General features: G+C 62.9%; 12 protein-coding genes (1 of these 12 only partly in view). All 12 read left to right on the top strand.

The features are described 5' to 3' along the window. A protein-coding gene (locus F2982_RS13660; RefSeq protein WP_112720538.1) for a hypothetical protein crosses the window boundary here: on the top strand, window positions 1-160 show its 3' end. Its footprint begins 179 nt before the window's first position; 160 of the gene's 339 nt are visible here — the last part of the coding sequence; its start codon lies off the left edge, out of view; the stop codon is at window positions 158-160. A gap of 137 nt (window positions 161-297) precedes the next feature. After that, on the top strand, window positions 298-504 hold the full coding sequence (locus tag F2982_RS13655) for a hypothetical protein (RefSeq protein WP_112720539.1): 207 nt from the start codon (window positions 298-300) through the stop codon (window positions 502-504). Between the two features lie 206 nt (window positions 505-710). Further along, complete coding sequence (locus F2982_RS13650) at window positions 711-1,517, top strand: pseudouridine synthase (RefSeq protein WP_203428131.1); 807 nt, start codon at window positions 711-713, stop codon at window positions 1,515-1,517. A 13-nt stretch (window positions 1,518-1,530) separates the two neighbouring features. Beyond that, on the top strand, window positions 1,531-2,217 hold the full coding sequence (locus F2982_RS13645; RefSeq protein WP_203430073.1) for a phosphoribosyltransferase: 687 nt from the start codon (window positions 1,531-1,533) through the stop codon (window positions 2,215-2,217). 115 nt (window positions 2,218-2,332) lie between these two features. Further along, the gene (locus F2982_RS13640; protein WP_203428130.1) at window positions 2,333-4,078 is read left to right on the top strand and encodes an SLC13 family permease; all 1,746 of its coding nucleotides are present in this window, start codon (window positions 2,333-2,335) and stop codon (window positions 4,076-4,078) included. 75 nt (window positions 4,079-4,153) lie between these two features. Then, complete coding sequence (locus tag F2982_RS13635; protein WP_130284644.1) at window positions 4,154-5,098, top strand: phosphoribosylaminoimidazolesuccinocarboxamide synthase; 945 nt, start codon at window positions 4,154-4,156, stop codon at window positions 5,096-5,098. Window positions 5,099-5,209: 111 nt separating this feature from the next. Next, the gene (locus F2982_RS13630) at window positions 5,210-5,809 is read left to right on the top strand and encodes a TetR family transcriptional regulator (protein WP_203428129.1); all 600 of its coding nucleotides are present in this window, start codon (window positions 5,210-5,212) and stop codon (window positions 5,807-5,809) included. Between the two features lie 149 nt (window positions 5,810-5,958). Beyond that, window positions 5,959-7,176: an efflux RND transporter periplasmic adaptor subunit gene (locus F2982_RS13625; RefSeq protein ID WP_203428128.1), complete on the top strand. Its 1,218-nt coding sequence runs from the start codon at window positions 5,959-5,961 to the stop codon at window positions 7,174-7,176. A 47-nt stretch (window positions 7,177-7,223) separates the two neighbouring features. Next, on the top strand, window positions 7,224-10,331 hold the full coding sequence (locus F2982_RS13620) for an efflux RND transporter permease subunit (protein WP_130284650.1): 3,108 nt from the start codon (window positions 7,224-7,226) through the stop codon (window positions 10,329-10,331). A 155-nt stretch (window positions 10,332-10,486) separates the two neighbouring features. Next, window positions 10,487-11,929, top strand: coding sequence for an efflux transporter outer membrane subunit (locus F2982_RS13615; protein WP_203428127.1), 1,443 nt, complete (start codon window positions 10,487-10,489; stop codon window positions 11,927-11,929). Between the two features lie 169 nt (window positions 11,930-12,098). Next, window positions 12,099-13,148, top strand: coding sequence for a LacI family DNA-binding transcriptional regulator (locus F2982_RS13610; protein WP_203428126.1), 1,050 nt, complete (start codon window positions 12,099-12,101; stop codon window positions 13,146-13,148). Beyond that, on the top strand, window positions 13,145-14,164 hold the full coding sequence (locus tag F2982_RS13605) for an ABC transporter substrate-binding protein (protein ID WP_203428125.1): 1,020 nt from the start codon (window positions 13,145-13,147) through the stop codon (window positions 14,162-14,164). The genes F2982_RS13610 and F2982_RS13605 overlap by 4 nt, the downstream gene beginning before the upstream one ends. Window positions 14,165-14,197: the final 33 nt, after the last annotated feature.

Below are 14,197 nucleotides of genomic sequence, written 5' to 3'. Positions count from 1 at the left end.
TGCCCATATCCGCGCCGAAGGAAAGGCCGCCGCAGGCGCCGCCCGCGAACATCCGGCCGCCACGACCACGGCGCTGGCGCTTGTCGGCGCGCTCGGCTTCCTTGCCGGATATCTCGTCAGCGGCCAGCAGCAACCACCGCAGCGCAACTGGTGGCGCTGATACCGCGACGCACAATAATTATGACTTATTGCGGGCCTTGGCGACCTTAAATTCGCCAAGGTCCGTAAATACTTAGGTCTTAGAAAAACCAATTTTTAATGCAAGGTATTAGATCATATAACGAGGGAGGACTAATCATGGAAAACCGGAAGACGAACTGTATCGTCGAGGTTAGCGTAAACGGCGTAAACGGCCGTCGCGCCATCGGCATCATGAACATGCAGCAGGCACTCGACCTGCCCGACATGGCAAGCCTGTCCTACACGCATCCCGATCCGGTCAAAGCGGCGGCCGGCATCACTGTCAGCCGTCAGGAGCTTGCAGGTTTCCTGGCCTATCATTGATTGCGGCCGATCATTGATACTGGCATGGCAGATCATGGGTTTTTGACCCTCTAATCCTTCGTCACGGCGCCCTTCGCGCCGATACCTATTCGTGCGCCCCGCATATCCCCATTCTCTGAAATTCTCTGGATTTCTCCGGCCCACGCTGGCGCCATCCTTCCGTTCGTGCCAAGAACCTGCTCCATGAACGCTTCAAGGACAGCGCAGTGAGGGATCGGCGCCCCCCGCAGAAGTTGCGAGACCGCGCCAAGCCCGCCGCCGACAATGGCGGCAAGCGGGTGACCCTGCCCCGCGCGCTCTCCAAGCTCGGCTTCTGCTCGCGGACCCAGGCCGAACGGCTGATCGCCGAGGGCCGCGTCCTCGTTGATGGCCGCAAGATCACCGATGCCAGCGCCTGGGTGGATATCGCCACCGCGAAGATCTCGGTCGACGGCACGGCGATCGCCGCCGAAGACAAGATCTACCTGATGCTGAACAAGCCGCGCGGCCTGGTAACCACCCGTCACGACCCTGAGGGGCGCCCAACCGTCTATGACTGTCTGAAGGATTTCGACGTTCCGCACCTGTCGCCGGTCGGCCGCCTCGACAAGGCGAGCGAAGGCCTGCTGCTCTTCACCAATGACACCAAGTTCGCCCAGACCCTGCTCGATCCGATCACCCATGTCGCCAAGACCTATCATGTACAGGTCAACAGGATCATGGATGCAGAGCTGCTCGCCGAAATGACTTACGGCGTGCGCCACGACGGCGAGCTCCTGAAGGCGACCTCGGCGCGGCTGCTGCGCAACGGCGACCGCAATTCCTGGATCGAGGTCGAACTCGACGAGGGCCGCAACCGGCAGATCCGCCGCATGCTCGAAGCCCTCGATACCGAATGCCTGCGGCTGGTGCGCGTGGCGATCGGCGGCCTGGAACTCGGCGAACTGCCAAAGGGCGCCGTCCGCGCGCTCACAGAGACGGAGCTCCGCGATCTCAAGCGGCGCACCGGCATGGAAAAGACAAGACGGGATTGAACGCCATATGGAGATCGCTCCCCACGACTTCTGGCAGGAACTCCACCCGCCCGGTACCTTCGAGACCGCTGGCGATTTCACGCATTTCTTTGTCGCCGAACTGGATGACGGCCGCCAGCTGCGCCTGCCGATCCGCGTTCTCGCCGATGGCGAACACGCTTTGGCCTCGCTGATCGTCAACCAGGCGAGCTTTGCCGTTCTCGATGCGCTGGCGGCAGCGCTTGCTGCCAGGCTGCAGCAGTTCAAGCCGGACATCATCGCCGGTCTGCCGACGCTCGGCCTGACGCTTGCCGCCGCCGTTGCCCAGAAGCTCGGCCATATCAGATATGTGCCGCTCGGCACCTCGCGCAAATTCTGGTACCGCGACGACCTCTCGGTCGCGCTTTCCTCGATCACCACGCCGGACCAGCAGAAGCGTCTCTATATAGACCCGCGCATGCTGCCGCTGCTCGAAGGGCGCCGTGTCGCACTTGTCGACGACGTCATTTCCAGCGGCACGTCGATCGTCTCCGGCCTCGGCCTGCTCGATCAGTGCGGCATCGAACCGGTTGCGATCGGCGCCGCCATGCTGCAATCCGGGCGCTGGCGCGGCAAGCTCGCCGCCGCCGGTGATCAGTGGCTGGACCGCACCACCGGCGTTTTCGCCACCCCGATCCTCGAAAAGACCGCGGAAGGCCGCTGGCGCGCACCGGCGCCATGAGCGCTGATGGCGGTCGGCTTCAAGCTGAGGATTGTGCGATCTTTCTTCCGCCTCTCTCTATACAGCCGCCGAGACGCCGCTACATTCGGCTGACGGTTGCAACGCGAGCCTGCCCATGAATGTCGAGCAAGCCTCCCTGCTGGTTCTCCTCGCGGCGATGCTCATTCTGTTTTCCCTCGATCGCTTCCGGATCGAGGTCGTGGCGATCGGCGGCCTTCTCGCCGGCTTCCTGCTGAAGCTCTATCCCGCCGATGCGGTCTTTTCCGGCTTCGCCAGCCCCGTCGTCATCACCGTCGTCGAAATCCTGCTGATCGTGCAGGTGCTGGCGCAGGCGAAGTTCTTCGATGGACTGGCGCAGCGGTTTCAATCGGCGAAATGGTCAAACCTTGCCGTCATCGCCTCACTGGCATCGATCACCGGCTTCATCTCCGTCTTCATGAACAATATCGGCGCCTTCGCCATCATGCTGCCGGCAACGCTGAGGGTCGGCACCGTGCTGCAGATCCCGCGCCGCCAGCTGGTGATCCCGATCTCATTCGCCGCCCTGCTTGGCGGGCTGGTGTCGCTGATCGGCACGCCGGCCAACCTGCTCGTCTCCGACGCGCTGACAAAGGCAACAGGTCAAGGCTTCCGCTTCTTCGACTTCGCCTATGCCGGCCTTCCAGTCGCGGCAGCCGGTATCCTGCTCATTTCCTTCCTCGTCACCCGCCTGTTCCCTGAAGCAGACGAGGAAATTTCCGGCCCGGCGCCCGCCGCCCGCCGCATCGTCGCCGAGCGCGAGATCCCGTTCTCCTCGCCGCTGGTCGGGATACGCCTGTCGGACTGTGCTGACAGTTTCGGGCTGCAGCCGCATGCGCTGATCCGCGACGGCAGCTTCGTGTTCGGCAGTCTCGCCAAATCGGTGATCGAACCCGGCGACACCCTGCTCGCCGAAGGCGCCGACAGCGTCTTTTCCGATCTCGAAGCGGGCGGCGCCCTATTGGCGCCCGCGCATCCGAACGGGTTGCAGACCGATTTCGCCCGCATCGAGGCCGTCGTCATGCCGGAGAGCACGCTGATCGGCTCGCGCATCCGCTCGCTCGAAGTCTTCCGCAGCCGGGGCATTACCGTCACCGCGATCTCCATGCGCTCGCCGCGCATCGAAGGACGCTTCGAGGATCTGCAGCTGTCGATCGGCGATATCCTGGTGCTCGAAGGCACGCGCGATGCGATCGCCGAGGCGCTGGACGAATGCGAATGCCTGCCGCTTGCGACCCAGCCATCGGCGGGCAGCTCGAAAGGCTCGTGGTACCCTTTCGCGATCTTTGCGGCCGGTGTGCTGCTCCCGGCCTTCGGCGTCCTGAGACCCGAGATCGCCTTCGCCATCGTCGTCTTTGCGCTCGCCGTCACACGCTTCCTCAACATCCGCCAGGCGATGGCCGACATCAACTGGCCGATCGTCATCATGCTTGCGGCGATGATCCCGATCGGCACCGCCGTTCAGACGACGGGAACCGCCGAAGTCGTGGCGCGATGGCTGAGCCTCGTGGTGCCGATCTCGATGCCGCTCGCCGGAATGGCGGTGCTGCTCTTCGTCGCCATGGCGCTGACGCCCTTCGTCAACAATGCGACGGTGGCGATCGTGCTCAGCCCGATCGCTATCGAATTCGCAGAAGCCGCGCATCATCCGCCGGCAGCCTACCTGATCGCCGTCGCGGCCGGCGCCTCGCTCGATTTCCTGACGCCCTTCGGCCACCACAACAATACGCTCGCCATGAGCATCGGCAGCTACAGGGTTTCGGATTTCCTGCGCGCCGGTGGCCCGCTGGCGCTGCTCGGATATATAATGACAGTGTTGATTGTCGCGGCTGTCTGGCTTTGAACGCCATTTGCTTGACATCGCCCGCAATGAAACTAGAGCAGGGATAAACCTCTCCCACAAAGGAATGCTGAGCCCGTGCGAATCCTATCCGAAGCCCATTTCCCCGAATTGCCGAACTATTACCGCGGCAAGGTACGCGAGAATTACGATCTTCCGGATGGCAGCCGCATCATCATCAGCACCGACCGCCTCAGCGCTTTCGACCGTATCCTGACCTGCATTCCCTACAAGGGCCAGGTCCTGACGCAGACGGCCCGCTACTGGTTCGAGGCGACCAAGGACATCTGCCCGAACCACGTGATCGCCTATCCCGATCCGAATGTCGTCGTCGGCAAGCGTCTCGACATCCTGCCGGTCGAAGTGGTCGTGCGCGGCTATCTCGCCGGCACCACGGGAACCTCGATCCTCACCCTTTATAAGAAGGGCGAGCGCCAGATGTACGGCATCACCCTGCCCGACGGCATGCGCGACAACCAGATCCTGCCGACGCCGATCATCACCCCGACCAGCAAGGAATTCGACGGCGGTCACGACGCGCCGCTGACGCCTGCCGAGATCACTGGCCGCGGACTGCTGACGCAGGAGCAGTGGGACACGCTCTCGAAATACGCGCTGGCGCTTTTCGCCCGCGGCCAGGAAATGGCGGCCAAGCGCGGCCTCATCCTCGTCGACACCAAATACGAGTTCGGCACCGATGCCGACGGCAACATCATTCTCGCCGACGAGATCCATACGCCAGACAGCAGCCGCTACTGGCTGGCCGACAGCTATCAGGCCGCCTTCGAAAGCGGCGGACGCCCCGTCAGCTTCGACAAGGATTTTGTCCGCGCCTGGGTCGCCGATCGCTGCGATCCCTATAAGGACGAGATCCCGGAGATTCCGGCCGACCTGATCGAGCAGACCTCCGCCGTCTATATCAAGGCGTTCGAGGCCATCACCGGCCAGGCCTTCATTGCCGATGACAGCGGCGAAACGCCTCTTGCCCGTGTGCGCCAGAATCTCGCGCCCTATTTCGCCTGACGATCGCCCGGCCGTACCCGCATTGCGTTTTGCACGCTTGCGGGCGCGGCCGCAGTCGCGTTAGCATTTCGGGAAATAAGGGGATGCCGGCAAAGACCGGCAGAGGGCTGAATGGCACGCAGGCCGAGACGGAAGGCCGAGGAAACGAGAGCCGACATCCTGTCGATGGCGGAGATCCTGTTTCGTCAACGCGGCTATGTGGCCGTGTCGATCGCCGATATCGCGACCGCGCTCGGCATGTCCCCCGCCAATATCTTCAAGCATTTTCATTCCAAGACGGCGCTGGTCGATGCCATCGCCGAAATTCACCTTGGCGCGGCGACCGAGCGCTTCGGCGCCGTCGATGGCGATCTGCCGGCCAAGGAGCAGCTGCAGCGCTTCGTCCTGCGCCTGCTCGATTCCCATCTGCAGGACATCCAGGATAACCCCTACATCTTCGAAATGGTGCTGACGACGATCCAGGCCAAGCTCGATGCCGGCACCCGCTACCGGGAGCGGATCGAACATCGTCTGGAGCAGATCATAAGGCAGGGTGTCGCCGCCGGAAGCTATAAATGCACCGATACCAGCCATGCCGCGGTGACCGTCGCCGACGTGCTGGCCTGCGTGCTCCATCCCGTGCTGATTGCGCGCGACGACAGGGACACGCTCGTTCACAAAGCACACGACATCGTCAGCTTTGTTGATGCCGCACTGCAAAATAGCGCTTGATAAGTGACGATTGCTGAATTACGTCACTTCAGAAAGCTTTTCTTAAATTCGGATGATGGCGTTTGATCCGGATCGCGTAGCGTCTTCCATGGCGCGTCCGGCTGTTTCCGGCTGATCCTTCATATGCCAACCGCACCAGGGAATTCAGAATGATACGGCGTGCTCTCCTCCTCTCCACGGCTCTGGTCTTCGGCGGCTTCCTGGTCGCCTGCAGCGACAGCGGCAACAAGCAGGCGGGCGCAGCAGGCGCTGGCGCCGGTGCTGCCCAGCAGGCCGCACCCGTCGGCGTCGTCGCTCTGACCAAGGACAATTATCCTGTTACGACGATCCTTCCGGGCCGCGCCGAAGCCTATCAGACGGCCGATATCCGCCCGCAGGTCAGCGGCATCATCCGCGAGATCACCTTCCGCGAAGGCGGCGAAGTGAAGAAGGGCGACGTGCTCTACCAGATCGAGGACGCGCCTTATGTCGCCGCGGTCGAACAGGCCAAGGCCGCGATCGCCAAGGCTGAGGCGAGCGTGCCGAGCGCCCAGAGCAATTTCGACCGCTACCAGCGCCTCGTCGGCAGCGGCGCGACGCAGATCGAATACGAAACCGCCAAGACGACGCTGCTGCAGGCCCAGGCGGAAGTCGAATCCGCCCGCGCGGCTCTGGCCTCGGCACAGATCGATCTCGATCATACCAAGATCCTCGCCCCCTTCGACGGCATCATCGACCAGACCGCCTACAATATCGGCAACGTCGTCGCCGCCAACCAGACGACGGCGCTGACGACGGTGCGCCAGCTCGACCCGATCTACATCTCGCTGACGGAATCGAGCACCAACCTGCTGCGAATTCGCGATGCCATGGCCGCTGGCGACATCAAGGACAAGGCGAATGTTGCCTTCCGGCTGATCCTCGAGAACGGCAAGGAATACAATCAGCAGGGCAAGCTCGACATGTCGAAGCAGATCGTCAGCGAGACGACCGGCACCTTCATCATCCGCGTGCTGTTCCCGAACCCCGATCGCGTCATCCTGCCCGGGATGTATGTCCGCGCCACGGTCGAGCTCGGCTCCGAGGACGCCTACGCGCTGCCGCAGCTGGCGACCAGCCGCGACGCCAACGGCCGCCTGACGGCACAGTTCATCTCCGGCGACGGCAAGGTCGAGACCCGCGTCTTCGAAAATGCGACGCCCTCGAACAATTCGTGGCTCGTAAACCAGGGCGTCAAGGACGGCGACCAGCTGATCGTCAGCGGTCTGCAATCGATCGCGCCCGGCATGCCGGTGAAGCCGGTTCCCATGAAAATCAATGAAAACGGTGTGGTCGTGGCTGCCGAACAGCCTGCGGCCGGTGACGCTCAGAAGCCCGCCGCGAAGTAATTCGCGACGACTCTCACAGTGATCCAAGCCGCACAGGAATAAAACTGATGGCCAAGTTCTTCATCCGACGCCCGATCTTTGCGTGGGTCATCGCGATCACCATCATGCTCGCGGGTCTGCTCGGCATCTACACGCTGTCGATTTCGCAATATCCGGATATCGCTCCGACCACGGTGCGCATCAACGCCACCTATCGCGGCGCCAGCGCCGAAACCGTCGAGAAATCGGTGACGACGATCATCGAAAAGGGCATGACCGGTCTCGACGACCTGACCTACATGACCTCGACCTCGTCGACCGGTTCGGCCAGCATCTCGCTGACCTTCGGCAACAGCGTCGATGCCGACATCGCCCAGGTTCAGGTGCAGAACAAGCTGCAGCTCGTGCAGTCGCAGCTGCCGGGAGACGTCATCGACGCCGGCATCAGCGTGACGCGCTCGACATCGAGCATCCTGCTCGTGGGATCGCTGGTCTCGACCGACGGCAAGCGCTCGTCCGTCGATCTCGGCAACATCATCTCGAACTCGATCGAAGATCAGGTGCAGCGCCTCGAAGGCGTCGGCAGCATCAACATCTTCGGCTCGGGCTACGCCATGCGCGTCTGGCTCGATCCCTACAAGCTGCAGAAGTTCCAGCTGACCCCAAGCGACGTCACCTCGGCGATCGAGGCGCAGAACACCCAGGTCTCCGTCGGCTCGCTCGGCGCCCAGCCGACGACGCAGGGCCAGCAGCTGAACGTGACGATCACCGCCCAGAGCCAGCTGACCACGGTCGACGACTTCGAGCACATCATCCTGAAGGTCGAGAAGGACGGTTCGACGGTGCGCCTTAGCGACGTCGCCCGCATCGAGATCGGCCAGGAAAGCTATGGCGGAGCATCGCGCTATAACGGCCAGCCCTCTTCCGGCTTCGCCGTCAATCTGGCGATCGGCGCAAACGCTATCGATACCGCCGAGCGCGTCCGCGCCTCGCTGGATACGATCGGCCGCTCGCTGCCTGAAGGCGTCGAGATCACCTATCCTTACGACACCACGCCCTTCGTCGAGCTGTCGATCGAGAAGGTCATCCACACGCTGATCGAAGCGATCGTGCTGGTCTTCGTCGTGCTCCTGATCTTCCTGCAGAACCTGCGCGCCACGCTGATCCCGACGATCGCCGTGCCCGTCGTGCTGCTCGGAACGTTCGGCATCCTCGCGGCGGCCGGCTATTCGATCAACACGCTGACGATGTTCGCCATGGTTCTGGCGATCGGCCTGCTCGTCGACGACGCCATCGTCGTCGTCGAAAATGTCGAGCGCATCATGTCTGAAGAGAAGCTCTCGCCGCTCGAAGCGACCGAGAAATCGATGGGCGAAATCACCGGCGCCATCGTCGGCATCGCGCTCGTCCTGACCGCCGTCTTCATCCCGATGGCCTTCTTCGGCGGCTCGACCGGCATCATCTACCGGCAGTTCTCGATCACCATCGTCTCGGCGATGCTGCTCTCGGCGCTCGTCGCCATCGTGCTGACGCCGGCGCTCTGCGCCACGATGCTGAAGCCCGTCGACGGTCACAAGAAGAACCGCATCGGCGACTGGTTCAACCGCAACTTCACCCGCTCGACCAACGGCTATGTCCGCAGCATCGGCTATCTCCTGAAGCGGCCGATCCGCGTCATGCTCGTCTTCCTGCTGATCGGTGCCGGCTGCGCCTATCTCTTCGCACGCCTGCCGAGCTCCTTCCTGCCGCAGGAAGACCAGGGCGTGCTGCTGACCATCGTCACGACGCCGCCGGGCTCGACGACCCAGCAGACCCAGGCCGTCGTCGAGAAGGTCGAGAACTATTATCGTGAGAACGAGAAGGACGCAGTCGATTCCGTCTTCGGCGCCCTCGGCTTCGGCTTCAACGGCTCCGGCCAGAACAGCGCGATCGTCTTTACCAAGCTCAAGGACTTCTCGCTGCGTACCGACCCGAACTTGCATGCGCAGGCTGTCGTCAACCGCGCGCTGAAGAACTTCTTCGCGATCCGCGAAGCCCAGGTCTTCGCCCTCCTGCCGCCGGCCATCCAGGGCCTCGGCGTCTCGAGCGGCTTCTCGATGTATCTCGTCGATACCGGCGGCCACGGCACGCAGGCGCTCGACGCCGCCTCCAAGCGGCTGATCCAGATGGGCAACAGCAGCGGCAAGGTCGTCGCTCTGCGCTCCAACAACAAGGAAGTCGAGCCGCAGATGAAGATCATCATCGATCAGGAAAAGATCGGTGCAATGGGCGTCGATATCGCCTCGGTCAATTCGATGCTGTCGATCATCTTCACCGGCCGCGACGTCAACGACTTCACGCTGAACGGCGAGATCAAGCCTGTCTACGTGCAGGGCGACGCGCCCTTCCGCATGCAGCCAAGCGATCTCGATCACTGGTATGCCCGCAATACGGCCGGCGAAATGGTCCCCTTCTCCGCCTTCACCAAGACGGAATGGGCGCAGGGCGCGCCGTCGCTCGCCCGCTTCAACGCCACAAGCGCCATCCCGCTCGACGGCGCCTCGGCGCCGGGCGTCAGCTCCGGTGACGCGATGAACGAGATGGAAGCGCTGACCGCGCAGCTTGGTGGCGGCTATACAGTGGCATGGCAGGGCATCTCCTATCAGGAGCGGCTCTCCGGCTCGCAGGCGCCGATGCTCTACGCGATCTCGGTCCTCGTCGTCTTCCTCTGCCTTGCAGCGCTCTATGAAAGCTGGTCGATCCCGTTCTCGGTCATCATGGCCGTGCCGGTCGGCGTGCTCGGCGCGCTTGCGGCGGCAACGCTCTTCGGCCAGGCGAACGACGTCTATTTCAAGGTCGGCCTGCTAACGACCATAGGATTGGCGGCGAAGAACGCGATTCTCATCGTCGAGTTCGCCAAGGACCGCATGGAGACCGGGATGGGCCTTTTAGAGGCGACTCTCGAAGCGGCAAGGCTGCGCCTGCGCCCGATCATCATGACTTCGCTCGCCTTCATCCTCGGCGTCGTGCCGCTGGCGATCGCGACCGGCGCAGGCTCGGCAGCGCAGAATGCCATCGGTATCGGCGTTCTCGGTGGCATGCTGGCGGCGACCGCACTCGGGATCTTCTTCGTTCCGTCCTTCTTCGTGGTTATCCGCCGCGTCTTTTCGCGGCGCAAAAATGAGGCGGGAGTGTGATAAAAATACACTGCCCGAACGCCAGACTCATTGCTACATTGCGGCCGACTGCTTCGGCATGGTGTATCTCGTTGGCACGGAGCGCGGCCGATTGCGAAGCATGATGCTTCGGACAAGAAATTTAGGACTTGGTCGAGTTACAGGAAGAACATTGCATGGTATCTCTTCGTTATGCCACACCGGCGTTGATGCTTTTGTTGGCGGGCTGCGTAAGCGGCCCGGATCATGTACCGCCGGAAATGCCGCTTCCTGCGAAGTTTGGCGAAGGCGGGGTCAAGAGCAATGGTGATGTTGCGACCGCCCAGTGGTGGACGGCCTACCGCGATCAGCAGCTGAACTCGCTGGTCTCCCAGGGCATCGGCCAGAACCTCGACGTGCTGCAGGCCCTCGAACGCATCAATTCGGCTGAAGCCCAGGTCACCGTTGCCGGTGCAGGCGCCCTGCCGAGCCTCGTCGTCGGTGCATCCCAGACCGTCAGCGGCCAGATGGGCAACCTGCGCAACACGCGCGGCGCCACCAACACCACGGCCGGTGAAGCCAATGTCTCCTGGCTGCTCGACCTGTTCGGCGAATATCGCCGCTCCAAGGAAAGCGCGCTGGCATCGCTGGATTCGGCTTACGCCACCGCCGATGTCGCCAAGCTCACCTTCCTCCAGGATCTGGTCAACAGCTACATCGACGCCCGCTACTATCAGGAGCGCATCGAACTCTCCAAGGGCGATCTGAAGTCTCGCCGCGAGACCTTCGATCTCACCAAGTTCCAGCTGGAAGCCGGTGCCGCCTCGCGCCTCGACGTCGTCCAGGCCGAAGGTCTGGTCCAGGCGACCCAGGCCGAAATCCCCGGCCTCGAAACCAGCTTCCGCGTTTCTGCGCACCACATCGCCACCCTGCTCGGCCTGCCGGCATCGTCGCTGATGGCCGAATTGCAGAAGGGCTCGCGCCAGCCGGTGTTCCGCGGCGGTCTGCAGGCCGGTATTCCGGCTGACCTGATCCGCAACCGTCCCGACATCCGCAAGGCCGAACGCGATCTCGCTGCCGCCACCGCCAACATCGGCGTTGCAGAAGCACAGCTCTATCCGTCGATCTCGCTGTCGGGCTCGATCTCGCCCTCCTACGTCCGCCCGGTTGGCGGCAATGGCGGCCTGACCACCTGGTCCTTCGGCCCGACGCTGAACCTGCCGATCTTCGACGGCGGCCGTCTGCGCGCCAATGTCGACATCACCAAGTCGGATGCCAAGGCTGCCTATCTCGCCTGGAAGTCGGCTGTTCTGAGCGCCGTCGAGCAGGTCGAGAATGCGCTCTCGGCCGTTCGCCGCGATGCCCAGACGGTGGAAGCCCTGCGCGCCCAGGTCAAGACGACCCAGGAATCGCTGGAACTGTCGACCGCCAGCTACAAGGACGGCGCATCCTCGCTGCTCGACGTTCTCGACTCGCAGCGCAACGTCTCGACCGCCCAGGCAAGCCTGGCTGCTGCCGTCCAGCAGATGGCCAAGGACTATGTCTCGCTCAACGTCGCCATCGGCGGTGGCTATGCGCCTGATGGTGCAAAGCCGGCTGCTGTGGCAAAGGTTGAGACCGTTTCGGTCAAGAAGAAGTAACGGTCGCTCCAAACGATCCGAGAAAAGCCCCGCTTTCGCGGGGCTTTTTTTATGTTCGCAACCTCTAATCCAGTGCGGAAAACCCGCATTGCGCTAAGATTCGATTCGACAACGCCACATGCTTCCTGTACACGCTGATTAAACGATTAATCAAACCGCACGGCAAACCATGGCTTCGTCACGCCCGGGACCGAATTTGAGCAGGATCGCGACGGCGCTCGGCGTCTCCGTAGCGACCGTTTCGAATGCCTTGTCGGGCAAGGGCCGCGTTTCCGAACAGCTGGCGGAAAAGATCCGCGAACATGCCGCCGAGCTCGGCTATATCCCCAGCCAGGCAGGCCGCGCGCTGCGCACCGGCCGCAGCGGCGTCCTCGGCCTCGTTCTCCCTGACATTGCCAATCCGCTCTTTCCGAAGATCGCCCAGGCGATCGAATTTGCGGCAAAGTCCGCCGATTACGGCGTGCTGATCGCCGACTCCCGCGGCGACGTGACGGCGCAGACCGAAGCAATCAACCGGCTGATCGAGCGCGGCGTCGACGGCATGGTCGTGGTGCCGCGCCGCGCCACGCGCATCTCCGCCTCCAGCTGCCCGGTCGCCGTCATCGATACGGCATCCACCCCCGGCAACACCGTCGCCGCCGACCACTGGCAGGGCGGCCAGCAGATCGCCGCCCATCTCGCAAGCCTCGGCCACAAACGCGTGCTCATCATCGGCAACAATCCGGAATCAAACGTCCAGAACGACCGCGCCGGCGGCATCCGATCGGGCCTGACCGCAGGCATGAGCTCGGAAACGCTGTGGATCGAAAAGCTCGAGCAGACATCGGGAAGCGGCTGCCGGCTCGGCCTCGCCAACAAGGCCGCTGAAGGTTTTACCGCCTTCGCCGCCCTCTCCGACCTTCAGGCGCTGCGCGCACTCACCGAGCTGCAACAGGACGGCATCAATGTTCCCACCGATGTCAGCGTCACCGGCTTCGACGACCTCATCTGGTCGCCTGTTGTCACCCCGGCGCTGACCACTGCGCGCATGGACATGGACCGGATCGCCGAGATCGCCATTTCAGCGCTGCTGAAGGTGATCATGGAGAACGGCACCCGCGAGGGGATCATCGTGACTGCGGAAACCGATCGTGTGCCCATGCAATTGATCGTCCGCCAATCCTCCGGGCCTGTGAGCCCGGCAAAACAAAACCTGACAGATGGAGAACTCCTGACATGAAGACCCTCATCGCATCGGTAGCGCTGCTGGCGCTCTCCCCGCTCGCCGCCTCGGCGCAGGAGCGTACGCTGACGATCTCCGTCTATGCCTTCGCTCAGGACGACTTCAAGACGATCGTCTACGATCCCTTCGAGAAGCAGTGCGGCTGCAAGCTCGTCGTCGAGACCGGCAACAGCGTCGAGCGCCTCGCCAAGATGGAAGCCAACAAGGCAAACCCCGTCGTCGACATGGCCGTCGTTTCGATGGCCGACGCGCTCTCCGCCACCCGCAAGGACCTGATCGAGAAGATCGACACCTCCAAGCTCACCAATTTCGGCAAGCTCTACGACATCGCCAAGGATCCGAACCGCGACGGCATGAGCGTCGGCTACACCTTCTATGCCACCTCGATCGCCTACCGCTCCGACAAGATGAAGATCGAGTCCTGGGCTGATCTCCTGAAGCCGGAATATGTCGGCCACGTCGCCTTCCCGAATGTCACGACCAACCAGGGGCCGCCGGCGCTCTTCATGCTCGGCCAGGCGCTCGGCAAGGATACACCCGACCTGAAGGGCGCCATCGAAGCCGTCGGCGAGAAGAAGGACGATATCGTCACCTTCTACGAAAAGTCCTCGCAGCTCGTGCAGCTGATGCAGCAGGAAGAGATCTGGGCTGCCCCGATCGGCCGCTTCTCCTGGGCCGGCTTCACCAAGCTCGACGTTCCCGTTGCCTGGGCAACCCCGAAGGAAGGCCAGACCGGCGGCATGAACGTCATGGTTCTCACCAAGGGCTCGAAGAACCAGGACCTCGCCCTGCAGTTCATGGATTTCTGGCTCTCGACAGACATCCAGACCAAGCTCGCCGAAAAGCTCGTCGACAGCCCGGCCAACAAGGAGGTCAAGCTCTCCGAGGCCGCCGCCAACAACCTCACATACGGCGAGGACACAGCCAAGAGTCTGAAGCTCATCCCCTCTGCCGTGGCGCTCGATAATCGCGATGCCTGGCTGAAGGAATGGAACAGCACGGTCGGCCAGTAAGCCATAAATCACATCCGGTCCCGGCAAGCCCGG

This window comes from Rhizobium sp. BG4, assembly GCF_016864575.1.
GTDB lineage: Bacteria > Pseudomonadota > Alphaproteobacteria > Rhizobiales > Rhizobiaceae > Rhizobium.
The sequence above is the reverse complement of the archived record's forward strand: the minus strand, read 5'-3'. Positions and strand labels throughout refer to the sequence as shown.